The sequence below is a fragment of the Pseudenterobacter timonensis genome (genome assembly GCF_900021175.1).
GTDB lineage: Bacteria > Pseudomonadota > Gammaproteobacteria > Enterobacterales > Enterobacteriaceae > Enterobacter > Enterobacter timonensis.
The window spans coordinates 374,215-396,447 of the sequence record NZ_FCOP01000010.1 but is presented as its reverse complement, the minus strand read 5'-3'; the positions used below and the strand labels follow the sequence as shown (position 1 = coordinate 396,447).

The window sequence follows — 22,233 nt, the reverse complement described above, 5'->3', positions numbered from 1 at the left end:
TGATAACAGGGCGGCGAGTGTGATTCCTGGCGCCAGTAACAGAACGGCTGCCAGCAGCGTGCTTGCTGATATTTTCCCTAACACTATTTACTCTCCGCTCAAAGTCCGTTTGCAAACCTGACTGTTAAAAAACGAGCAAACTATTTCAAAAAGTAAATAGTGTAAATATCCATAAAGAAATAATGTTATTTCTGGCCCATTTTTCAGATTTTTGCAGGGTTCCAATCCGGGGGAATATTAAAGAAATCCCCCGTCGCGCCGATCATCATCCATGTGTATTATTTCCAGTAGCTTTTACAACAATTAACCTTATCTCAAACACTTAAGCGCCAAAGCGAAAGGCATCATGAGCACACCGATTAAACGGCTAGAAATCATTAAGAATGCCATTGAGCTGGAAGATGACGACATCATCCAGAGCCAGCTGAAACGCCTTAAAGATGAAGTATTTGACGATGAACTGCTGACCATCGTCGTGGCGCTTGAGCAAAAAAATTACACCGTTGCCCTGCGTGCCATCACCGGCTGGCTGCAAAGCCAGCGCGCCGTGACCCCGTGGCGCGACCCGCAGCTGGCGGCCAGTAAACTGGAGCTAAAAGCGCTGGAAGCGCGCCTGCGCGATCTGATTGACCGACGCAACGCGCGGGCACAGCAGCTGGACGACTTTAACGATCTCTATTTTTCGCGCCTGGGGCCGCTGATGCAGCAGATCCTGCAGCTCCGTAAGACGCTGGCAGAGCTTAAGCTGCGCCGTCAGCAGGCGGAGGCGCGTCGCCGCGAGGAGGATTACCGCCGCTGCCAGCGTTATATGGCGCAGGCCGTGGAGGTGCTGTCGACGCTCACGCAACGCTGGCGCGAGCTACCTGCCGATTCCGTTCAGGCGGCAGAGGCACGCAAGCATCTTCAGCAGCAAAGTAATCTGATTGCCAACCTGCTGGCCGAAGCGCTGGAACTGGAGAACGGATTAACGCGTGCAGAAGAGCCCGCGCGTCAGGCCCGCGATGAGGCTAACGAAGAGTATGAGAAGTATCGCGAGCAGCACCACGATGCCGAAGTGCGCCTGCGTAAAGGCAAAGCGCTCTCCGAAGAGGATCGGAACGAACTGAAGCGCCTGTGGCGCCAGGCGAGCAAGCTCTGCCATCCGGATCTGGTTGCCGATGATTTAAAAGAAGAGGCCAACAGGATGATGGTGCAACTCAACCAGGCCAAACAGCGCGGCGACGTAAAGGCCATTCGCTCGCTGGTTGCCCGCCTGCAACAGGGCTTCGAGCCAATGATGGCGAGCGACAGGCTGAATGACCTGGAGCGTATTCGCAAAAAGATGGCGCAGGTACGTGAGCAAATCGACACCCTTGTGAACGAGCTGGCCGAGCTTGAGAAGGAGGAATCCTGGCTGCTTGTATCATCGCTCAGCAATATGGAAGCCTACTTTGCCCAGCAGGAGAAAGCGCTAAAAGAGATATGCGCCTCGCTCGAACATCAGGTGAGCGAAGCGCAGCTGGATCCCGCAGCCTGATTATTTGGCGTGCCAGTACGCGCTGGCGCGCACTAGCTGCTGGTCAATCGCATCGGTTTCAAACTGGCGGCTCAGATTTTTTACCACTTTCCCTTCTCCGGTGAGCCAGATGAAGTAATCCTCTTCCGGTACGGTTAGCGCTGCCAGATGGTCCGCCACAGTCTGTTCGCTGTGGCCGATCGCCCAGGTGATGTTGAACTCGCTCAGGTGCGCCAGATAGTCTTTGTACGACGCATCGCCCACGGTGACGATGGCGTGAATGTCCGGACGCACCGACAGTTTTGCGATGGCTTCCAGACGGCGGCGCAGCGCGGGCATGCCCGACTCGTCACACACGTACAGCTGCCAGGCGTAATCTTCTGGCACCACCAGCGAACCTCGCGGCCCGCCGATGGTCAGCGTATCCCCCGCCTTCGCCTGCAGCGCCCAGCTGCTCGCCACTCCGCCCGCATGAATGAAGAAATCGAGCGACAGCTCATGACGCGCCTCGTCGTAGAGCGGCGTATAGTCGCGCGACGGAGGACGCACGGCGTCGCCCCACTCGATGCCCTCTTCGGTGACAACCGGCGGTACAAAGGTGGAGCCGGGGGCCGGGAAAAAGACCTTGGTGTGATCGTCGAAACCGCGGGAGCTAAAGCCCTCCAGCGCCTCGCCACCTAAAACAATACGCTGAAAGCCAGCGCCGATCCGCTCTGTGCGGAGTACGGTCAGTTCGCGAAAGCGCAGCTCATTGCGCACGCGCTGTGGGTATCTCATAGTTATGCCTTCGTGAATGGAGTTACGATATATCTAAATCACTTCTAAATGATAATGATTGCTAACAACGAAGAATGCAAGATCTTTTTTGATATAGCCGATACCGTTTAATCTCTCTCCTTAAATAGTATTATTAATCAATTACTTATACTTTAACTGGTCGGCATGTTTGCATTAATCGTTCATTTAGATATAAATTAGATATATCAAATTATGGAGGAAATTATGCGAAAGCCACACGATATGTTTGAGCAAGAGCACCACGGATGCGGCGGACATCATGGCGGCGGGCGCCGTCAGCGATTTTTCGGGCATGGCGAGCTGCGGCTGGTCATCCTGTCGATCCTGACCCGGAACGCCAGCCACGGCTACGAGCTGATCAAAGCTATCGAAAATATGACTCAGGGCAACTACACCCCCAGCCCCGGCGTGATCTACCCCACGCTCGATTTTTTGCAGGATCAGGCGTTTATCACCATCACCGAAGAGGCGAACGGACGCAAGAAGATCGCCATTACCGGGGCGGGCGAGCGCTGGCTGGCGGAAAATGAGCAACCGCTGGCGATGATCCAGGCGCGGATTAAGGCCCGCTGCGTAGGTTTTAACCTGCGCAAAAACCCGCAGATGAAGCGGGCGCTGGATAACTTTAAGGCGGTACTGGATCTGAAGGTCAACCAGGGCGAAATTAACGATACGCAGCTTAAAAAGATTATCGGCGTGATTGACCGCGCGGCGCTGGAGATCTCCCAGATGGAGTAAGCCCGACGCGCCGCGAACAGCCTTTAATGAAGCACGGTAACCGCGTCCTGTAACCGCCCGGCGCGCTGTTTCACCATCGCCGAGACGCGGGCGCTCTCTTCCACCAGATCGGCATTTTTCTGGGTGATATCGTCCAGCTCGGCCACCGCGCGGGTCAGATCCGAAAGGCCGGTCGCCTGTTCGGCGGTGGAGTGGCTAATCTGGGCGATCAGGCGCGTTACGTTCTGCACCTGTTCGACAATATTATCCATCGTCACGCCCGCCGCATGAACCTGGCTGGTGCCGGACTGCACCTTACTGGCGCTGGCGTCGATAAGCTTACGAATATCGTTTGCCGCGCTGGCGCTACGGCTTGCCAGATGGCGCACTTCCCCCGCCACCACCGCAAAACCTTTCCCCTGTTCACCCGCGCGTGCCGCCTCCACCGCCGCGTTGAGCGCCAGAATATTGGTCTGGAAGGCGATATCGTTAATCAGTCTGGTGATGGAGCCGATCCTCTGGGTGCTGTCGGCAATCTCATCCATGGTTTTGACCACAACCTGCATCGCGTTCCCTCCCTGGGTCGCCGCTCCGCTCGCCGCCATGGAGAGTTTATCCGCCGCCGCCGCGGTTTCTGAATTGCTCTGCACCGAGGCTGCCATCTGGTTCATGGTGGCGACGGTCTGCTGCACGTTTGCCACCGTCTGACGGGTGCGGTCGTTAAGATCCTCATTGCCTTTTGCCAGCGTGTCGCTGCCGTTACGTACGCTCACCACCTGGCTGGAAACATCGTTAATCAGCCAGCGGCACATCAGCCCTAACTGCCCGACCGCACGCAGGGTCAGCCCCAGCTCGTCGCTGCGCTTCAGGTGCGCCACGCTGTTGCATTCCCCGGTCGCCACCTTCAGCGCCTGCTGCGCCACATTCTCCACCGGGTGAACAATCTGCTGCTCAAAGAGCAGCGTGCCGAGCAAAAAAACCACCGCGCTGGTCCCCAGAGCCCATCCGCCCCCCTCGCTGATAAGCAGCGAGGCGGCCACTGCCATAAACAGCACCGCCATGACGCCGCGCACGCGCCAGCGCAGCGGCATGGACGCCAGCTTCCCGAACGCGCCCCTGCGCACCACCAGCCCCTTATGCAGCCGCCTGGCGGCGTTTTTCTTATCCAGCGCCGGGTAAAGCGCCTCGGCAGCCGCAATCTCCTCGCGCGTCGCGCGGGTACGAATGGACATATAGCCCGTCGTCTGGCCGTTTCGCACCATCGGCACCGCATTGGCGCGCACCCAGTAGTGATCGCCATTTTTACGCCGGTTTTTCACGATGCCGCTCCACGGCTCCCCCTGTTGCAGGGTGTACCACATATCGGCAAAGGCCGCTTTCGGCATATCGGGATGACGCACCAGGTTATGGGGCTGGCCTGTCATCTCCGCCAGGGTAAAGCCGCTGACCTTGATAAAGGTATCGTTAACGTGGGTCAGGTAGCTCTGGGTGTCGGTAGTGGACATGAGGGTGGTATCGTCATCCAGCGGATATTCATTCTGAGTCACTGACGGTTGAGAGGACATTCCGGGCATCCCTTGCAGGTTATATAAGTGTTAATTTTGTGGATATAAGATTTGTCGGCGGTAAAGAATTTATCTTTAGATGTGAAATTTGATAGAGATCGCAGATCGCGACTAAACCGCACGTAAAGTACGCCTTTCTAATGCATTGATTTTTAATAGTTTAGGAATGATATTAGCTGTAGGATATAAATAGTTAAGCATCACTTAAATAATAACCTGCACCCTGCTGGTGCAGCAGGCCCGTTCGCGGGTCAATCCCGCCTTCCTGGCCCGGCAGCGGCGCGCGTTTTCCTCTGCGCCTGCGTGATTAAATTTTGCGCACTCTCGTTTTAACCTGGCGTTTATCCCGATTTCTTCTGCCCCATCGGAAGTGGCGTAATCCCTGCAATACTTAGTTCAGTATCATGTGATACGCCATCCCCTGGAGCACATTTTGAACAGGTTACCTTCCAGCGCATCGGCACTTGCCTGTACAGCGCACGCCCTGAATCTCATTGAGAAGCGAACACTTGATAATGAGGAGATGAAACAACTTAACCGAGAGGTGATTGATTACTTTAAAGAGCATGTGAATCCGGGATTTTTAGAGTATCGAAAATCTGTTACCGCAGGCGGGGATTACGGAGCCGTAGAGTGGCAGGCGGGAGGTCTGAATACGCTTGTCGACACACAGGGTCAGGAATTTATTGATTGTCTGGGTGGCTTTGGCATTTTTAACGTGGGGCACCGTAATCCAGTAGTGGTTTCCGCCGTAGAAAATCAGCTCGCAAAACAACCGCTTCACAGTCAGGAACTGCTGGATCCGCTGCGCGCCATGCTGGCGAAAACCCTGGCCGCCCTGACCCCAGGTAAACTGAAATACAGCTTCTTTTGCAACAGCGGTACGGAGTCGGTGGAGGCGGCCATCAAGCTCGCCAAAGCGTACCAGTCGCCGCGCGGTAAATTTACCTTTATCGCCACCAGCGGCGCCTTTCACGGCAAATCGCTGGGGGCGCTCTCCGCAACGGCAAAATCGACCTTCCGCAAACCCTTCATGCCGCTGCTGCCGGGCTTTCGTCACGTGCCGTTTGGCGATATCAACGCGATGCGCGCCCAGCTTAGCGAATGTCGCAAAACCGGCGATGATGTGGCGGCGGTGATCCTGGAGCCCATCCAGGGCGAAGGCGGGGTTATCCTGCCGCCGCAGGGCTACCTGCCTGCCGTCCGGCAGCTCTGCGACGAGTTCGGCGCCCTGCTGATTCTGGATGAGGTGCAGACCGGGATGGGACGCACCGGGCGGATGTTCGCCTGCGAGCATGAGAACGTTCAGCCGGACATCCTCTGCCTGGCCAAAGCGCTGGGTGGCGGGGTGATGCCGATTGGCGCCACGGTGGCGACCGAAGAGGTATTCTCCGTACTCTTCGACAACCCGTTCCTGCATACCACTACCTTTGGCGGCAACCCGCTGGCCTGCGCGGCGGCGCTGGCGACCATCAATGTGCTGCTGGAGCAGAATCTGCCTGCTCAGGCGGAGCAGAAAGGTGACATGCTGCTGGACGGCTTCCGCCAGCTGGGACGTGAATACCCGGACCTGGTGCAGGAGGCGCGCGGCAAAGGGATGCTGATGGCGATTGAGTTTGTCGATAACGAAATCGGCTACAGCTTCGCCAGCGAAATGTTCCGCCAGAAGGTGCTGGTGGCTGGCACGCTGAATAACGCGAAAACCATTCGTATTGAACCGCCGCTGACGCTGACGGTGGAGCAGTGCGAGCAGGTGCTGAAAGCGGCTCGTAAGGCGCTGGCGGCCCTGCGGGTGAGCGTGGAAGAGGCGTAATTAGCGCCGGGCGGCGCTGCGCTTGCCCGGCCTGGAAAATCCTCAAGGTTGCGTAGCACCGGGCGGCTTTTTTAGCGATGAAATTCCGCCACGGTCATAGTGAACCGCAGCACATGCTGACCTTCATTCGCATAGCCATGCGCCGCTTCGGTTTTCGCGACCGCCGACATGCCAGCGTTAACCTGCGTCACCGTCTCGTCCACCGTCAGAGTCAAAACGCCTTCGTTCACGTGCAGTAGCTCGAACGTTCCCGCCGGATGTCCCGGAGAAGTAAAACGCTCACCGGGATACATCTCCCACTGCCAAAGCTCGATCATGTCCGGGCCAGCGGTACCCGCCAGCAGGCGTGCGCATCCGCCCTCATCGCCCTGCCACAGAACCGGGATCGCCTCTTTTTCAATAAGATGCACTAACGGCTCGCTGGAGACGTTGACGATATCCGCCACCGACACGCCAAGTGCGGCGGCCAGTTTGCATAAGATCGCGATGCTGGGATTGGCGGCTCCTTTTTCGATCTCCACCAGCATCCCTTTGCTGACGCTGGCGCGGCGGGAAAGCTCGTCCAGCGACAGCTTTTTCTCTTTTCGCCAGCTGCGGATGCGGTTTGCCACGGCCAGGCTTACCTGGGCAATATCGGCTCCCTGCGCAGTCATTATATTGACTTTTTCAGTCATTGGTCACTACCATGGTATAAAACAGTCGATACAGGATTATTTATGTCTCTCGTTACGCCGTCAATCGATCCCCGCCTTAAAGGGATCGCGCCCGGGTTTCGGGCACTGAGCATTCTGGTTGCAGCTGCGCCGATTACCCATCCAGAGGTTGCTTCTGCCGTACTGGCGCAGGCTTGTCAGCAGATGTTAAATGATGATGTTCCCTGGGCGCAGGCGCATCTCGATGAGTGGGATAATGTATTTAAGGCCTTCGGCGCAAAACCGAAACGCACGCCCTGCTCGGCATCCGCCCTGCGGAAACGTGTGATAAAAGAGGGTTCGCTGCCACCGCTCGATCCGGTGGTGGATATCTATAATGCCATCAGCATCCGCTACGCCATCCCGGTGGGTGGGGAGAATCTTGCGGCCTATTCCGGTACGCCGCAACTGACGCTGGCGGACGGCAGCGAGCCGTTTGATACCTTCAAAGAGGGACAGCCGGTGGTGGAATACCCGGAGCCGGGCGAGGTTATCTGGCGCGACGACCTCGGCGTCACCTGTCGGCGCTGGAACTGGCGGCAAGGGGTACGCACGCGTCTGGACAGCAAGGCGAAAACCATGTGGTTTATTCTTGAAAGTCTGCCCGCCATGCCTTTAGCGGCGTTGCAGGAAGCCGGGGATGAGCTGGTCAGCAACCTGCAACGGCTGATGCCGGGTGCAACGGCGCGGATGCAATTGCTGGAACTGGTCTGAACATCGCCCGGTGGCGCTGCGCTTACCGGGCCTACAGGGTGAACATCGCCGGGTGGCGCTAACGCTTACCCGGCCTACAAAATCAACACAACATCGTCCCCGTAGGCCCGGTAAGCGCAGCGCCACCGGGCAATCCGTTACTCGGGCAACAACCCCACAAAGCTGCGTTTTTTGCGCGGCTCCGACATCAGCTCTTCGAGCTTCTCCACGCAGGCGAGATAGTGCGGCGTCTGCTTATGCGCCAGCACCGCCGCATCATCCTGGTAGGCCTCATAGATAAAGAAGCGGGTGTTCACCTCCGGGTCCTGCAACACGTCGAAGCGCAGGTTGCCCGGTTCCTGAATCGCCCCTTCGTGGTTGGCGCGGAACACCTCCAGAAACTCCTCCACCCGCTCCGGTTTGATATTGATCTCCACCAGCGTCACGTTCATTTGATCTCTCCCTGTTTCTCTTCCTGCCAGAACTGATACGCCTCGCGGGCGCTCATCTTCTCGTGAACCACCTTTTTCACCGCTTTCAGCATGGCGAGCGGCGCGCTGGACTGGAAGATATTGCGTCCCATATCCACGCCGGAAGCCCCCTGATCGATGGCCCGGAAACACATCTCCAGCGCCTCATGTTCCGGCAACTTTTTGCCGCCTGCAATGACAATCGGCACCGGGCAGCTGGCGGTCACTTTTTCAAAGCCCTCATCCACGTAGTAGGTTTTGACGAATTGCGCTCCCATCTCAGCGGCGATACGGCTGGCGAGGGAAAAATAGCGCGCGTCGCGGGCCATCTCTTTACCGACGCCGGTCACCGCCAGCGTCGGGATGCCGTAGCGGGTGCCCGCATCCACCAGCTTAATAATATTGTTGATGGACTGATGCTCATTCGGGCTGCCGATATAGACCTGCGCCGCCACCGCGCAAGCATTCAGGCGCAGGGCATCCTCCATCGCCACCGCCACGCACTCATTCGACAACTCCCCCAGAATCGAGTTACCGCCAGAGGCGCGCAGCACCACCGGTTTGTTGGTAGCGGCGGGCACCTGGCTCCTGAGAATACCGCGGGTACACATCAGCACATCGGTTTCGCCAAACAGCGGTGCAATGGAGAGATCGATACGCTCCAGCCCGGTGGTTGGCCCCTGGAAATAACCGTGATCGAAGGCCAGCATTACCGTGCGGTTGCTCTGCGGGTTAAAGATGCGCGCCAGCCTTGACTGCATCCCCCAGTCCAGCGAGCCACAGCCCTTCAGGGTATAGGGCACATTCTGCTGCGGCGTGCCGATGCCAAAATTCTTGCCCTCTTTGATGTCGTCTAAATCAGCCATTCTCTCCCCCGTCAGAAGTCATATTTGTCGATATTTTCTTTGGTGAATACCACGCGCTCCGGCAGTAGCACGATGCCGTTGCCTTTCGCCTCATACTGGTAGCCCTGGACGCTGTTCGGCTCCACCTTCAGCGTGCCGATACCCTTCACCTCCACGCTGTCACCCACGTTAAGATCGCCCTTTTTCAACAACGTGCTGGCGACATTGACCGCGATGTTGCCCTGCTGCACCACGTCCCACAGGCCGAAGGCTTTCACCGTGCCGCGCTCCACGTAGGGACGCATCACGTTCGGCGTGCTAAAACCGACAATCGCCACCCCTTCCCGCTTGAGGTTCTCCGCCGCCTGCGCCGCCGCCGGCAGGGCGTTGGCGTCCGGGGCGATGATCGCATCCAGGTCCGGATACGCTTTTAAGATCCCCTCGGCGGTTTGCAGCGATTTAGTGGCGTCGTTATAGCCAAACTGGGTGGTAACGATCTGCCACTGCGGATGATCTTTCTCGATTTTGGCCTTCGCCTCTTTTACCCACTGGTTCTGGTCGGTGACGGTGGGGCTGGAGTAGAAGAACGCCACTTTGGCGTTGGGTTTGGTGACCTGCTTCCCGGCCATATCCACCAGCAGGCCGCCGAGCTGCTGCGGGGTCCCCTGGTTAATGTAGATGCTGCGGCACTCCGGTTTGGTGTCGGAATCCCAGGTGAGAATCTTCACGCCGCGCTGCATGGCGCGCTTCAGCGCCGGGCAGAGGCCATCCGGCGAGACGGCGGAGACGATAATGGCGTTATAACCCTGGTTGACGAAGTTATTGATCAGCTGTACCTGGCCGGAGACGCTCGGCTCGGTGGGACCATCATAGGTGACATCCACCCCCAGCTGCTTGCCCGCCTCTTTCGCGCCATTGCCGCCGCTGGTGAAAAAGCCCACCCCCACCAGCTTCGGGATAAAGGCGATGCGCTCCGCCGCCTGCGCCGACGCCACGCTTAACGCCATCGCCAGCACGATCAGTTTTGTTTTCATCTTATGCTCCGGGTATGTCTGAGGAAGAATGTACGCACCCATTCACGGTGCAGAGTTAGCGAGCGTCCCATCACCACCACCACCAGCAGCGCCCCTGACAGCGCGCTCGACACCTGGTTGGGGATGCCGACCATTTGCAGACCCTGTTGCAGATACCCCACCAGCAGCGCCGCCAGCGCCGTACCGATAACCGAACCGGATCCGCCATAGATATTCGCCCCGCCGAGCACCGCGGCGGTGAGCGCAGGCATCAGTAAATCGCGCCCCAGATCGGAACGCGCCGAGCCGAAATAAGAGACCATCACCAGCGCGGCCACCGCCGACGCCAGCCCCACCAGGCCATAGAGGGCGTAGGGCATGCCATTGACCGACAGCGCCGCGTAACGCGCCGCACGCGGGTTTTGCCCGATCAAAAAGAGGTGGCGGCCAAAGCGCCCGCGGTGGGTAATCAGCCAGAAAAAGAGCGTAATGACCCCGAAAAGCACCAGCGGGATCGGCAGCCCGAACAGAGTGAGACTGGCGAAGGCGGTAAAGCTGTCCGGGAAGCCGCCGATGCCCTCATAGCCCGTCGCCCCCGCCATCCCGGAGAGCAGCAGCGCCGCGCCGCCGTAGAGGTAGAGCGTGCCGAGGGTAATCACCAGCGGGCTAATGCCGGTATAGTGGATCAGCGCCGCGTTCAGCAGCCCGCACAGCAGACCGAGCAGCAGCGTCAGCGGAATGGCGATCGTCATGGGCCACCCCGCCTGCATCATCACCCCCAGCGCAATGGCGCACAGGCCGATGGTGGAACCAAGCGAAATATCGATCCCACCGCTGATGATCACGAGCGTAAGCGGCAGAGCCACGATGCCGATACAAATAAAGTCGCTGGTGCTGAAGAGCAGCATGTTGATATCAAGCATCCGCGGGTTCATGGCGCCGAATAATAAAATCTCCAGCACCAGCAAAATCAGCAGCGCGCTTTCCCAGTTGAGCCTCATTTACGCCACCTCTTTGTTGCGTTTTGGAAACGGGGTGACATGTTTTCCCCCTTTGTTGCCCGGCTGAAAGCGGCCGTACTTCAGCGCCCGCTGGTGACGCGCCAGCGCCTGGCGCAGCCGTCCGTCCAGCACCAGTACCCCCAGCAGCACCAGCCCGGCGATAAAGTCGTTCCACCAGGCCGGAAGCTTAAAGAGCACCAGCACGGTGTCGATTTGGGTCAGGAAGAAGGCGCCCAGCAGCGCGCCGATCAGCGTGCCGGTCCCCCCCAGCAGCGAAATGCCGCCGAGCACGCAGGCGGCGATGGCCTTCATCTCCAGACCGCTGCCGGTCTGGTTAGGGACAAAACCGATCTGCGAGGCAAAGACGATCCCGGCGCAGGCGGCCAGCATGCCGTTGAGGGTAAAGGCGATAAGGCGGGTGCGGTTCACCGCCACGCCAAGCTGACGCGCGGCGGCGAGATTATCACCCACCGCGTAAAAGTCGCGGCCAAAGGCGGTACGCGCCAGCAGCCATGCCCCCCCTGCCGCCAGGCAGAGCACCATGATGCCGAGCGGCGAGATGCCGAGGGCGACCGGTTCGGAGAGTGATTTCAGCGATGGCGGAAGCCCCTCAATCCACTTGCCGCCGGTCCAGAGCAGCATCGCCCCGCGATAAAGCCCCAGCGTACCCAGCGTGGCGACAATCGCCGGAATGCGCAGCCCCACCACCAGCAGACCGTTAAACGCCCCCGCCAGTGCGCCGACCGCCAGCGCAAACCCCATCGCCAGCGGCAGGCTGTAGCCGCTGTTCAACGCCACTCCCACCGCGATGGCGCAGAGCCCCACCGTTGAGCCGACGGAGACGTCGATATTGCGCGTCAGCATCACCAGCGCGGCGCCGATCGCCAGCAGGATCAGAATTTGCGAGCTGGCGAAGATCATCCCCAGCGTCTGCAGGCTCAGGTAGGCCGGGTTAAGTACCACCAGCACACCAAACAGCGCCAGGATCGCGAGAAAGGCACTCAGCTCGCGGTTTTTCAGTAAGCTCCTCATGGTTGCCCTCCAAAGGCGAGCGTCATCATTCTGTCGAGGCTGACGGCGTGGCGCGGCAGTTCGCCGCTGAGTCGTCCCTGATGCATCACAACCACGCGATCGGCGAGACCGGGAAATTCATCCATGTCGCTGGAGATCATCAGCACCGCCACGTTTTGCGCGGCCACGCTTTTCAGAAGCTGGTAGATATCGGCCCGGGCGGCGACATCCACGCCGCGCGTCGGCTCATCCACAATCAGCAGCAGCGGGTTGGCCTCCAGACAACGCGCCAGCAGCACCTTCTGCTGGTTGCCGCCGGAGAGAGTGCGCACGGTTTGATCGGGATGGTTAAGCTTGATCCCCAGCGCCCGGTGATAGCGCTCCACAACCGCCGCCTCGCGCTTGCGCTGTTGCCACAGCGACGGCTCGTTAAGCGCCACCGTGTTCCAGCGGATCGGCGCATCAAGAAACATACCGGAAACCTGACGATCTTCCGGGAGGTAAATAAGCCCCTTATTTAGCCGCGCGGCGACGGGATCGGCGCCGATCTCCTGGTTTTCCAGCCAGATCCGCCCGCCACGCGAGGGGCGCAGGCCGTAGAGCGTTTCGGCAAATTCGGTACGCCCGGAGCCCACCAGTCCGGCCAGCCCGACGATCTCCCCGGCGTAGATCTCCAGGTTAAGATCGATGAACCCCTCCCCGGTGAGATCTTCCACCCGCAGCACCGGGAAATCCTGCGGCTGGGTACGGCGATTGCCCGGCAACGCCAGCCAGAGCTTTTGCGTGTCGCTGAGCCCCTGCTCGCGGCTGACCGGGGTCATGGCGGCGATCAGCGCGTTATCGTCGAAGCGGGCGGTTTCCCCACTCAGCACCACCGCGCCGTCGCGCATCACCGAGACGCTGTCGGCCAGCTGACGGATTTCAGGCAGCTTATGGGAGATAAAGACGATCCCCACGCCGGCCCCCTGTAACGCGCGGATCTGGCGGAAGAGACGCTCGGTCTCGCCGGGGGTGAGCGAGGCGGTCGGCTCGTCGAGGATCAGGATGGATGCCTCGCGCATCAGCCCGCGCAGGATCTCCACCATCTGCTGATCCGCCACCTCCAGCGTACTGGCGGCCGCATCCAGATGGAGCTGACACTGCAGCTGCTGCAGTTTGTCTGCCAGCCGCTTTTCCAGCCCCTTCTCCCGCGGCAGGCGAAAAAGAATATTTTCCCGCACGCTGAGATTCGGAAAGAGCATCGGCTCCTGCGGCACCAGATAGATCCCCAGCTGATGGGCCTGGCCGGGCCGCAGGCGGGAAAAAGCCTTCCCCGCTACGTTAAGCTCTCCGCTGTCCGGCGACTCCACGCCGGCAATAATTTTCATCAGCGTCGATTTACCCGCGCCGTTGCCGCCCATCAGGGCGTGCACCTCTCCGGCCCGCAGCGTAAAGTCGATGCCCTTGAGCACCGGGACGCCGGAGAACTGTTTATGGATGCCTCGCGCTTCAATTAAGGGTCTCATCATCGCTCCGCTGTTGAACAAATGATTTTTAGATTTAATAATGTTCAAAAGCGTAGACGGTGAACTATATTTACAACCGTGCAGGGATCACAGTTTTATCGATTAAGATCCGAATAAAAGGGAGCTGTGCAAAAAGATCGGTTTTGCCGCGTGGCTCACATTTTCTTTTTCGGCCCTTACGAACATATGTTCTAAATTTTTATAAGAGTTCAAATATGAGCGATAAACGTACTGAAGAGGGACGCTTCGCCGGTCTGGCGCTGGCGGAAGAGGAGCTGGTGGCGCGGGTGGCGTGGTGTTACTACCACGACGGCCTGACCCAGAACGACATTGGCGAACGGCTCGGCCTGCCGCGCCTCAAGATCTCCCGCCTGCTGGAGAAAGGGCGTCAGTCGGGCGTCATCCGCGTACAGATCAACTCCCGCTATGAGGGTTGCCTCGCGCTGGAGACGGCGCTACAGCAGCGCTTTGGTCTGAAGCTGGTGCGGGTGCTGCCGGCGCTGAACACCCCGTCGATGAGCGTGCGGCTGGGCATTGGCGCGGCGCAGTCCCTGATGGGGGTGCTGGAGCCGGGCCAGCTGCTGGCGGTGGGATTTGGTGAAACCACCATGAGCTGCCTGCAGCACTTAAGCGGCTTTATCAGCTCGCAGCAGGTTCGTCTGGTGACGCTCTCCGGCGGCGTGGGGCCCTATATGACCGGTATCGGTCAGCTGGATGCGGCCTGCAGCGTCAGCATGATCCCCGCCCCGCTTCGCGTCTCCTCCGCAGAGGTGGCCGGGATCTTAAAGCGCGAAACCAGCGTACGCGACGTGATCCTCGCCGCCACTGCCGCCGATGTGGCGGTGGTGGGGATTGGCTCCGTCAACCAGCGCCGGGACGCCACCATTCTGCGTTCAGGCTATATCAGCGAAGGGGAACAGCTGATGTACGCCCGCAAGGGGGCGGTGGGCGATATCCTCGGCTACTTCCTGAATAGCGAGGGAGAGTGCGTGGAGGAGCTGGAAATTCACCGGGAACTGCTTGGCGTCACGCTGGATGAGCTGGCGCAGTTACCCGTTATCGTCGGCGTGGCTGGCGGTGAAGAGAAAGCCGATGCGATTTATGCCGCACTGAAAGGTCGCCGTATCAATGGCCTGGTGACGGAAGAGACGACAGCCCGCGCGGTGCTGGCTCTGGCGAACTGAGCGCCTGTCTGCCCGCGCTAACAACGAGGCAAGCTCATGAGTTACCTTTTAGCGTTAGATGCAGGGACAGGCAGCGTTCGCGCCGTTATTTTCGATTTAGAGGGCAACCAGATCGCGGCGGGCCAGGCGGAGTGGACACACCTGAGCGTGGAGAATGTTCCCGGCTCAATGGAGTTTGATCTCAACACCAACTGGCAGCTGGCCTGCCGGTGTATTCACCAGGCGCTGGAGCGTGCGCGTCTTTGCGCGGCGGATATCCAGTCCGTCGCCTGCTGTTCGATGCGCGAAGGGATCGTGCTTTACGATCGCAACGGCGAAGCGATCTGGGCCTGCGCCAACGTCGACGCTCGCGCCAGCCGCGAGGTGGCGGAGCTTAAAGAGATCCACGACTACCGCTTTGAGTCGGAGGTTTATGAGGTCTCGGGTCAAACCCTGGCTCTCAGCGCCATGCCGCGCCTGCTCTGGCTGGCGCACCACCGCCCCGATATCTATCGCAACGCCGCGACCATCACCATGATTGGCGACTGGCTGGCCGCGAAGCTCTCCGGCGAGCTGGCGGTCGATCCTTCCAATGCGGGCACCACGGGGATGCTCGATCTCTTCACTCGCGACTGGCGCCCGGCGCTGCTGGATATGGCCGGACTGCGCGCCGACATTCTCTCTCCGGTGAAAGAGACCGGCACCGTACTGGGAGCAGTCACCCATGAAGCCGCACAGCAGAGCGGGCTGCGCGAAGGTACGCCTGTGGTGATGGGCGGCGGCGACGTACAGCTCGGCTGCCTGGGGCTGGGGGTGGTTCGCGCCGGACAAACCGCGGTGCTGGGGGGTACCTTCTGGCAGCAGGTGGTCAATCTGCCGCAGGTGCGTACCGACCCGGAGATGAACATTCGCGTCAATCCACATGTGATCCCCGGCATGGCGCAGGCGGAGTCAATCAGCTTCTTTACCGGACTGACGATGCGCTGGTTCCGCGATGCCTTCTGCGCGGAGGAGAAGCTTATCGCCGGGCGGATGGGGATGGACGCCTACTCTCTGCTGGAGGAGATGGCGAGCCGCGTCCCGGCGGGCTCCCACGGCGTGATGCCGATTTTCTCCGACGCGATGCACTTCAGTCAGTGGTACCACGCCGCGCCGTCGTTTATTAACCTCTCCATCGACCCGGAAAAGTGCAACAAAGCGACGCTGTTTCGCGCGCTGGAAGAGAATGCGGCGATCGTCTCGGCCTGCAACCTGGCGCAGATTTCGCGCTTCTCCGGCGTGACGTTTGACAGCCTGGTTTTTGCGGGAGGCGGCGCGAAAGGGGCGCTCTGGAGCCAGATCTTAAGCGACGTTACCGGCCTGACGGTACGGGTGCCGGAGGTAAAAGAGGCGACCGCGCTGGGCTGTGCGATAGCCGCCGGAACGGGCGCCGGGCTGTATGGGGATATGGCGTCTGCGGGTGAAAAGCTGGTGAAGTGGAGCCGGGAGTTCACGCCTAACCCGGAGCACCGCGAGCTTTATGCGGGGATGATGCAGAAGTGGCAGGCGGTCTACGCCGACCAGCTTGGGCTGGTGGACAGCGGGCTGACCACGTCGATGTGGCAGGCGCCGGGCCTGGTGCGCGAGACTCGCCCCTCACCCTAACCCTCTCCCCATAGGGGAGAGGGGACTGTTCCGTGCACCTTTCTACCTCTCCCCACAGGGGAGCGGGGACTGTTTCGAGCAATCTTTCTCCCTCGCCCCACAGGGGAGCGGAAACCGCTCCGTGCAATCTTTCTCCCTCACCCACAGGGGAGCGGGAACCGCTCCGTGCAATCTTTCTCCCTTGCCCCACAGGGGAGCGGGAACCGCTCCGTGCAACCTTTCTCCCTCTCCCCACAGGGGAGCGGGGACTGTTCTGTGCAACCTTTCTCCCTCGTCCCACAGGGGAGCGGGAACCGTTCCGTGCAATCTTTCTCCCTCGTCCCACAGGGGAGCGGAAACCGCTCCGTGCGGCTTTTCTCCCTCGTCCCACAGGGGAGCGGGAACCGTTCCGTGCAACCTTTCTCCCTCGTCCCACAGGGGAGCGGAAACCGCTCCGTGCGGCTTTTCTCCCTCTCCCCTCCGGGGAGAGGGCCGGGGTGAGGGGAAGTTCTTTGAGATCTATCACAATCATTCAAACCCGCTTTTACCTTTCTTTCGCCGCTGGCTAAATTAGTAACTCATCCGACCACATAACAATAATTTTACACTGGAAGAGCTTATGAGCCGCTACCCGTCGCTTTTCGCCCCGCTCGATCTCGGTTTTACCACCCTCAAAAACCGCGTCCTGATGGGTTCCATGCATACCGGCCTGGAGGAGCGCCCGGACGGCCCTGAGCGGCTGGCGGCCTTCTATGCCGAACGCGCGCGTCACGGGGTGGCGCTGATTGTCACCGGCGGCGTGGCCCCTGCTCCATCAGGCGTCACGATGCAGGGCGGCGCGGTATTAAATGATGCCAGCCAGCTACCGCACCACCGCATCGTCACCGACGCGGTCCATAAAGAAGGGGGCAAGATCGCCCTGCAGATCCTCCATACCGGGCGCTACAGCTATCAGCCGCAGCTGGTCGCCCCCTCGCCCCTTCAGGCGCCGATCAACCGTTTTACGCCGCACGAACTGACTCACGACGAGATCCTGACGCTGATCGACGATTTTGCCCGCTGCGCCGCGCTGGCGCGCGAAGCAGGCTACGACGGCGTAGAGGTGATGGGGTCGGAAGGTTACCTGATCAACGAATTTCTCACCGCCCGCACCAACCACCGGGAGGATGAATGGGGTGGCGACGTGGCGCGGCGCCAGCGCTTTGCCCTGGAGGTGGTGCGCGCGGTGCGCGAACGCGTCGGAAGCGATTTTATTATTATCTACCGGCTATCGATGCTGGATCTGGTCGAAGGCGGCAGCACTTTCGAAGAGACGGTACAGCTGGCGCAGGCGATCGAAACGGCGGGCGCCACCATCATCAACACCGGGATTGGCTGGCACGAAGCGCGCATCCCCACCATCGCCACGCCGGTGCCGCGCGCGGCGTTCAGCTGGGTAACGCGCAGGCTGAAAGGCAAAGTGTCCGTTCCGCTGGTCACCACTAACCGCATCAACGATCCGCAGGTAGCGGAAGATGTGATCTCTCGCGGCGATGCCGATATGGTCTCGATGGCGCGTCCGTTCCTCGCGGATGCCGAACTGCTCTCCAAAGCGCAAAGCGATCGCGCCGATGAGATCAATACCTGCATCGGCTGCAACCAGGCCTGCCTGGATCAGATCTTCGCCGGAAAAGTAACCTCCTGCCTGGTGAACCCCCGCGCCTGCCATGAAACCAAAATGCCCATTCTGCCGGCAGCGCAGAAAAAGCGTCTGGCGGTGGTAGGCGCAGGCCCGGCGGGGCTTGCCTTTGCGGTGAATGCCGCCGCGCGCGGCCACGCGGTTACGCTCTTCGACGCCAGCGCGGAGATTGGCGGGCAATTTAATATCGCCAAACAGATCCCCGGTAAAGAGGAGTTTTACGAGACGCTGCGCTACTACCGCCGGATGATCGCGGTGACGGGGGTGGATCTGCGGCTGAATACCCCGGTCACGGCCGGGAGTCTGGCGTCATATGACGAAACGATCCTCGCCTGCGGGATCGTCCCCAGAATCCCGGAGATCGCGGGCGTCGATCATCCGAAAGTGCTGACCTATCTGGATGTTTTACGCGACAAAGCGCCGGTTGGCGAAAAGGTGGCGATCGTCGGCTGCGGCGGGATCGGCTTTGATACGGCTATTTATTTAAGTCAGCCCGGGGAAGCCACCAGCCAGAATATCGCGGAATTTTGCGTGGAGTGGGGAATCGACACCAGCCTGAACCAGCCGGGTGGGCTGCGACCGGAAGGGCCACAACTGCCGAAAAGCCCGCGCCAGATTGTGATGCTCCAGCGTAAAGCGAGCAAGCCGGGCGAAGGGCTGGGTAAAACCACCGGCTGGATCCACCGCGCCACCCTGCTCGCGCGTGGCGTAAAGATGATCCCGGGGGTGAGCTATCAGAAAATTGACGACGAAGGGCTGCACATCTCGATCGGCGGCGAGCCGCAGCTATTAGCGGTGGACAATGTGATCCTCTGCGCCGGCCAGGAGCCGAGACAGGATCTGGCCGATCCGCTGCGCGCGGCGGGTAAACCGGTCCATCTTATTGGCGGGTGCGACGTGGCGCTGGAGCTGGATGCGCGGCGGGCAATTGCGCAGGGGACGAAATTAGCTCTGGAGATTTAGAACATTGCCGGGCGGCCAGGGTAAAAGCAAAACGGCAACCCCGTTGCCGTTTTTAGTGTTTGCTCCCTCTCCTGTGGGGAGAGGGTTGGGGTGAGGGCATCAGGCCGCACATACCCAATCTTACCGGCGACGTCCCAGCTTCACCGATTTCAGCACCACAAACTTGTTATTCGTCGCAATGGTGACGCAGTTACCGAAAATCTTCTTCAGCTTGTGGAAGTAATCCAGGTGGCGGTTGGCCACGATGTACAGCTCGCCGTTAATTTTCAGGCAGCGGCGCGCGTGGTGGAACATCTCCCATGCAACATTATCGGTCAGGGCGTGCTTCTGGTGGAACGGCGGGTTGCAGAACACGGCGTTGAAGCGGAAAGGCTCTACGCCAGAGAGCGCGTTGTTGATCATAAACTCGCAGCGATCCAGCGCCTCCGGCAGGTTGGTTTCCACGTTCAGACGGCTGGAAGCCACCGCCATCGGCGATTCGTCGCTAAACACCACGCTGGCCTCCGGGTTCTTCGCCAGCAGCGTCAGGCCAATCACGCCGTTACCGCAGCCCAGATCGACAATCTCCCCTTCCAGATTTTCCGGCAGATGTTCCATAAAGAAACGCGCGCCGATATCCAGACCGGTGCGCGAGAAAACGTTCGCGTGGTTGTGGATGGTCCAGTCGGTGCCTTCCAGTTTCCAGCTCAGGGTCTCTGGCGCGTCGGCCAGCTCCGGTGCGCTAAACGTACAGTTGATCAGGCGTGCTTTTTTCCAGGCAAGCGTGGTGGTGGTCGGACCGAGTACTTTCTCGAACAGCTCCAGCGTCGAGGTATGGATATCACGCGCCTTCGCACCCGCGATAATACGCGTATCCGGCGTCACCACTTTACGCAGCGCGCGCAGCTGCTGCTCCAGCAGCGCCATGGTTTTGGGCACTTTAATCAGCACCACGCCTGGCGCCTGCGGGTAGTCCGCAGTGCTGTCGAGGAACTTCACGCTGGATTCTTCAATGTCGTTATGGCGCAGGTTTTCACGTGTCGCCAGCTCGCTCAGGTAGGAATCACCGATGCTGTAAGGCGTATGTTCCGCCAGCGCGCAGGCCAGCGCGCCAAACGCGTCATTCAGGATCAGAACCGGCCCGCTGATTTCAGTCTCATCCAACTGTTGCAGCAGATATTCATCCGCCGCTTCCCACGCCTGAAGCGGGTTAACGTCGTCCGTTTCCGGGAAACGTTTAAGGTTGAGTGAACGGAAACCGTTGTCTAAGTGGCTCATCGGCCCTCCTGAATGGTAAAATTTGGCGTATCCCTGAAAAGGGTGCGTGAGTATATACCCAAAATCATTCAAGTTGTATCAAGGCGGCAAGTCTGAGAATCCCCGGGAGCTTACACAAGTAAGTGGCTGGGGTGAGCAGACGCAGCCAACGCAGAGACAACGTGAAGGATGAAGGGTATACCCGTTTTATTGTCGATTTGGGGCGTTAATGAACCAACTTACTTATCTCCAGGGCTACCCGGAACATTTACTTTCCCAGGTTCGCGATCTGATAGTCGGGGAGAAGCTCGGCGCGGTACTGCAAAAACGCTACCCCGATGCGCATGATTTCACTACCGATAAGGCGCTCTGGCAGTATACGCAGGATCTGAAAAGCCGGTTCCTCAAAAGCGCGCCGCCGATCAATAAGGTGATGTACGACAACAAGATCCACGTGCTGAATAACGCCCTCGGCCTGCATACCGCCATCTCCCGCGTGCAGGGCGGTAAGCTGAAGGCCAAAGCGGAGATCCGCGTGGCAACGGTATTCCGTAACGCGCCGGAACCCTTTTTGCGGATGATCGTGGTACATGAGCTGGCGCACCTGAAAGAGAAAGAGCATAACAAAGCCTTCTATTCTCTCTGCTGCCATATGGAGCCGCACTACCATCAGCTGGAGTTTGATACCCGGCTGTGGCTAACGCATTTATCGTCAAAGCAGAATGCGCGGTAACGCACTCGATTTGTCATTCTGACGTGCTACAGTGGCAGAAGGTTCCTGTTACGGAGTACGCAACGCTATATGATACGTTTCGCTGTCATTGGTACGAACTGGATCACGCGCCAGTTCGTCGATGCCGCCCATGAAACCGGCAAATTCAAACTCACCGCGGTCTATTCCCGCAGCCTGGAGCAGGCGCAGAGCTTTGCTAACGACTACCCCGTCGAGCATCTCTTTACCTCGCTGGAGGCGATGGCGCAAAGCGATGCCATCGACGCGGTCTATATCGCCAGCCCCAACTCCCTGCACTTCGCGCAAACGGCGCTGTTTCTTAAGCACAAAAAGCATGTCATTTGCGAAAAACCGCTGGCCTCCAATATTCAGGAGGTCGAGGCGGCGATTGCGCTGGCGCGGGAGAATCAGGTGGTGCTGTTTGAGGCGTTCAAAACCGCCAGCCTGCCTAATTTCCTGCTGCTCCAGCAGTCGTTGCCGAAGCTTGGCAAGGTGCGTAAAGCGTTTATCAACTATTGCCAGTACTCCTCCCGCTATCAGCGCTATCTGGACGGCGAAAACCCGAACACCTTTAATCCCGCCTTCTCCAACGGCTCGATTATGGATATCGGCTTTTACTGTCTGGCCTCGGCGGTCGCCCTGTGGGGCGAGCCGCACGGCGTGACGGCCACCGCCAGCCTGCTGGAGAGCGGCGTGGACGCACACGGGGTGGTGTTGCTCGACTACGGCGACTTTAGCGTAACGCTCCAGCACTCCAAGGTAAGCGACTCGGTGCTGCCAAGCGAAATCCAGGGCGAAGCGGGGTCGCTGGTGATTGAGAAAATCTCCGAGTGCCAGAAGCTCAGCTTCGTGCCGCGCGGCGGTAAACCGCAGGAGCTCACCCAGCCTCAGCATATTAATACTATGCTCTATGAGGCAGAGGTGTTCGCCCGTCTGGTTGAGACGGGGGAAGTGAATCATCCGGGGCTGGCGGTAAGCCGCGCCACGGCGAAGCTGCAAACGGAGATCCGTCGTCAGACTGGCGTAGTGTTTCCCGCCGACGGCGTGAGCAGAGAAATCCCCGCGTAAAACTGCGTAATGAGAAACTGTCGGGCGTTGACGAAATGCCCATTTTGACATATTTTGTTACCTGCAAAGGGGAGTAACTTCCTTGCCGGTGGATCGTCATTACGATGCGTGCAAAACCGCATCCGGTCGCCGGGCAACCAAAAAGGAATAC

19 protein-coding genes are annotated in these 22,233 nt (G+C 59.4%); 9 read left to right on the top strand and 10 right to left on the bottom strand.

From position 1 onward, the window contains the following. Positions 1 to 346: 346 nt before the first annotated feature. Positions 347 to 1,516, top strand: coding sequence for a DNA repair protein (locus tag BN3796_RS04350; protein ID WP_061707163.1), 1,170 nt, complete (start codon positions 347 to 349; stop codon positions 1,514 to 1,516). Here the strand turns inward: BN3796_RS04350 and BN3796_RS04345 are convergent, their stop codons facing one another. Then, the gene (locus BN3796_RS04345) at positions 1,517 to 2,272 is read right to left on the bottom strand and encodes a siderophore-interacting protein (protein ID WP_061707162.1); all 756 of its coding nucleotides are present in this window, start codon (positions 2,270 to 2,272) and stop codon (positions 1,517 to 1,519) included. 225 nt (positions 2,273 to 2,497) lie between these two features. Here BN3796_RS04345 and BN3796_RS04340 point away from each other — a divergent pair, with 225 nt between their 5' ends. Further along, positions 2,498 to 3,031, top strand: a complete 534-nt coding sequence (locus BN3796_RS04340; RefSeq protein WP_061707161.1) for a PadR family transcriptional regulator — start codon at positions 2,498 to 2,500, stop codon at positions 3,029 to 3,031. 23 nt (positions 3,032 to 3,054) lie between these two features. Here the strand turns inward: BN3796_RS04340 and BN3796_RS04335 are convergent, their stop codons facing one another. Beyond that, on the bottom strand, positions 3,055 to 4,575 hold the full coding sequence (locus tag BN3796_RS04335; RefSeq protein ID WP_061707160.1) for a methyl-accepting chemotaxis protein: 1,521 nt from the start codon (positions 4,573 to 4,575) through the stop codon (positions 3,055 to 3,057). 433 nt (positions 4,576 to 5,008) lie between these two features. On the opposite strand from BN3796_RS04335, the gene ygjG reads away from it, so the two are divergent. Further along, positions 5,009 to 6,388, top strand: a complete 1,380-nt coding sequence (gene ygjG / locus BN3796_RS04330; protein ID WP_061707159.1) for a putrescine aminotransferase — start codon at positions 5,009 to 5,011, stop codon at positions 6,386 to 6,388. A gap of 71 nt (positions 6,389 to 6,459) precedes the next feature. On the opposite strand, the gene BN3796_RS04325 is transcribed toward ygjG, so the two are convergent. Continuing rightward, entirely contained in the window at positions 6,460 to 7,062 is a 603-nt protein-coding gene (locus BN3796_RS04325) for a helix-turn-helix domain-containing protein (protein ID WP_061707158.1), read from the bottom strand. 42 nt (positions 7,063 to 7,104) lie between these two features. Between BN3796_RS04325 and BN3796_RS04320 the strand changes: the two genes are divergently transcribed. Further along, entirely contained in the window at positions 7,105 to 7,794 is a 690-nt protein-coding gene (locus tag BN3796_RS04320) for a B3/B4 domain-containing protein (RefSeq protein ID WP_061707157.1), read from the top strand. A 137-nt stretch (positions 7,795 to 7,931) separates the two neighbouring features. Here the strand turns inward: BN3796_RS04320 and lsrG are convergent, their stop codons facing one another. Genes lsrG through lsrA form a run of 6 tightly spaced genes read right to left on the bottom strand, consistent with a single transcriptional unit; the run spans position 7,932 to position 13,618 of the window. Then, positions 7,932 to 8,225, bottom strand: a complete 294-nt coding sequence (gene lsrG / locus BN3796_RS04315; RefSeq protein WP_061707156.1) for a (4S)-4-hydroxy-5-phosphonooxypentane-2,3-dione isomerase — start codon at positions 8,223 to 8,225, stop codon at positions 7,932 to 7,934. Continuing rightward, positions 8,222 to 9,109 (bottom strand): 3-hydroxy-5-phosphonooxypentane-2,4-dione thiolase, encoded by an 888-nt coding sequence (lsrF, locus tag BN3796_RS04310; RefSeq protein ID WP_061707155.1) that lies wholly within the window; start codon positions 9,107 to 9,109, stop codon positions 8,222 to 8,224. The genes lsrG and lsrF overlap by 4 nt, the downstream gene beginning before the upstream one ends. A gap of 11 nt (positions 9,110 to 9,120) precedes the next feature. Next, a complete protein-coding gene (lsrB, locus tag BN3796_RS04305; protein WP_061707154.1) occupies positions 9,121 to 10,122 on the bottom strand; it encodes an autoinducer 2 ABC transporter substrate-binding protein LsrB in 1,002 nt (333 codons plus the stop codon). Continuing rightward, positions 10,119 to 11,102, bottom strand: a complete 984-nt coding sequence (gene lsrD, locus BN3796_RS04300) for an autoinducer 2 ABC transporter permease LsrD (protein ID WP_061707153.1) — start codon at positions 11,100 to 11,102, stop codon at positions 10,119 to 10,121. Before lsrD ends, lsrB begins: the two co-directional genes overlap by 4 nt. Further along, positions 11,103 to 12,134, bottom strand: coding sequence for an autoinducer 2 ABC transporter permease LsrC (gene lsrC, locus BN3796_RS04295; protein WP_061707152.1), 1,032 nt, complete (start codon positions 12,132 to 12,134; stop codon positions 11,103 to 11,105). It lies immediately after the preceding gene. After that, positions 12,131 to 13,618, bottom strand: coding sequence for an autoinducer 2 ABC transporter ATP-binding protein LsrA (gene lsrA, locus BN3796_RS04290; protein WP_061707151.1), 1,488 nt, complete (start codon positions 13,616 to 13,618; stop codon positions 12,131 to 12,133). Before lsrA ends, lsrC begins: the two co-directional genes overlap by 4 nt. Positions 13,619 to 13,833: 215 nt before the next feature. Between lsrA and lsrR the strand changes: the two genes are divergently transcribed. The 3 genes from lsrR to BN3796_RS04275 all read left to right on the top strand — a co-directional run bounded on the left by lsrR (position 13,834) and on the right by BN3796_RS04275 (position 19,045). Next, on the top strand, positions 13,834 to 14,802 hold the full coding sequence (lsrR, locus tag BN3796_RS04285; RefSeq protein WP_061707150.1) for a transcriptional regulator LsrR: 969 nt from the start codon (positions 13,834 to 13,836) through the stop codon (positions 14,800 to 14,802). A 36-nt stretch (positions 14,803 to 14,838) separates the two neighbouring features. Beyond that, on the top strand, positions 14,839 to 16,425 hold the full coding sequence (lsrK, locus tag BN3796_RS04280; protein WP_061707149.1) for an autoinducer-2 kinase: 1,587 nt from the start codon (positions 14,839 to 14,841) through the stop codon (positions 16,423 to 16,425). Positions 16,426 to 17,023: 598 nt separating this feature from the next. Beyond that, positions 17,024 to 19,045 (top strand): oxidoreductase, encoded by a 2,022-nt coding sequence (locus BN3796_RS04275; protein WP_061707148.1) that lies wholly within the window; start codon positions 17,024 to 17,026, stop codon positions 19,043 to 19,045. A gap of 120 nt (positions 19,046 to 19,165) precedes the next feature. Here the strand turns inward: BN3796_RS04275 and rlmG are convergent, their stop codons facing one another. Continuing rightward, positions 19,166 to 20,302 (bottom strand): 23S rRNA (guanine(1835)-N(2))-methyltransferase RlmG, encoded by a 1,137-nt coding sequence (gene rlmG, locus BN3796_RS04270; protein WP_061707147.1) that lies wholly within the window; start codon positions 20,300 to 20,302, stop codon positions 19,166 to 19,168. A gap of 208 nt (positions 20,303 to 20,510) precedes the next feature. On the opposite strand from rlmG, the gene BN3796_RS04265 reads away from it, so the two are divergent. Together BN3796_RS04265 and BN3796_RS04260 are read left to right on the top strand one after the other, a co-directional pair. Next, complete coding sequence (locus BN3796_RS04265; RefSeq protein WP_061707146.1) at positions 20,511 to 21,014, top strand: M48 metallopeptidase family protein; 504 nt, start codon at positions 20,511 to 20,513, stop codon at positions 21,012 to 21,014. A 69-nt stretch (positions 21,015 to 21,083) separates the two neighbouring features. After that, positions 21,084 to 22,082, top strand: a complete 999-nt coding sequence (locus tag BN3796_RS04260; protein ID WP_061707145.1) for a Gfo/Idh/MocA family protein — start codon at positions 21,084 to 21,086, stop codon at positions 22,080 to 22,082. Positions 22,083 to 22,233 lie beyond the last annotated feature (151 nt).

Bases quoted from the DNA above. Each gene is read 5' to 3' on its own strand.
- lsrR (WP_061707150.1), top strand. From the start codon at position 13,834: ATGAGCGATAAACGTACTGAAGAGGGACGCTTCGCCGGTCTGGCGCTG.
- rlmG (WP_061707147.1), bottom strand. From the start codon at position 20,302: ATGAGCCACTTAGACAACGGTTTCCGTTCACTCAACCTTAAACGTTTC.
- lsrC (WP_061707152.1), bottom strand. From the start codon at position 12,134: ATGAGGAGCTTACTGAAAAACCGCGAGCTGAGTGCCTTTCTCGCGATC.
- BN3796_RS04325 (WP_061707158.1), bottom strand. From the start codon at position 7,062: ATGACTGAAAAAGTCAATATAATGACTGCGCAGGGAGCCGATATTGCC.
- BN3796_RS04335 (WP_061707160.1), bottom strand. From the start codon at position 4,575: ATGTCCTCTCAACCGTCAGTGACTCAGAATGAATATCCGCTGGATGAC.
- lsrB (WP_061707154.1), bottom strand. From the start codon at position 10,122: ATGAAAACAAAACTGATCGTGCTGGCGATGGCGTTAAGCGTGGCGTCG.
- BN3796_RS04340 (WP_061707161.1), top strand. From the start codon at position 2,498: ATGCGAAAGCCACACGATATGTTTGAGCAAGAGCACCACGGATGCGGC.
- lsrG (WP_061707156.1), bottom strand. From the start codon at position 8,225: ATGAACGTGACGCTGGTGGAGATCAATATCAAACCGGAGCGGGTGGAG.
- BN3796_RS04275 (WP_061707148.1), top strand. From the start codon at position 17,024: ATGAGCCGCTACCCGTCGCTTTTCGCCCCGCTCGATCTCGGTTTTACC.
- lsrA (WP_061707151.1), bottom strand. From the start codon at position 13,618: ATGAGACCCTTAATTGAAGCGCGAGGCATCCATAAACAGTTCTCCGGC.
- BN3796_RS04260 (WP_061707145.1), top strand. From the start codon at position 21,084: ATGATACGTTTCGCTGTCATTGGTACGAACTGGATCACGCGCCAGTTC.
- BN3796_RS04345 (WP_061707162.1), bottom strand. From the start codon at position 2,272: ATGAGATACCCACAGCGCGTGCGCAATGAGCTGCGCTTTCGCGAACTG.
- BN3796_RS04320 (WP_061707157.1), top strand. From the start codon at position 7,105: ATGTCTCTCGTTACGCCGTCAATCGATCCCCGCCTTAAAGGGATCGCG.
- lsrD (WP_061707153.1), bottom strand. From the start codon at position 11,102: ATGAGGCTCAACTGGGAAAGCGCGCTGCTGATTTTGCTGGTGCTGGAG.
- lsrK (WP_061707149.1), top strand. From the start codon at position 14,839: ATGAGTTACCTTTTAGCGTTAGATGCAGGGACAGGCAGCGTTCGCGCC.
- BN3796_RS04350 (WP_061707163.1), top strand. From the start codon at position 347: ATGAGCACACCGATTAAACGGCTAGAAATCATTAAGAATGCCATTGAG.
- lsrF (WP_061707155.1), bottom strand. From the start codon at position 9,109: ATGGCTGATTTAGACGACATCAAAGAGGGCAAGAATTTTGGCATCGGC.
- BN3796_RS04265 (WP_061707146.1), top strand. From the start codon at position 20,511: ATGAACCAACTTACTTATCTCCAGGGCTACCCGGAACATTTACTTTCC.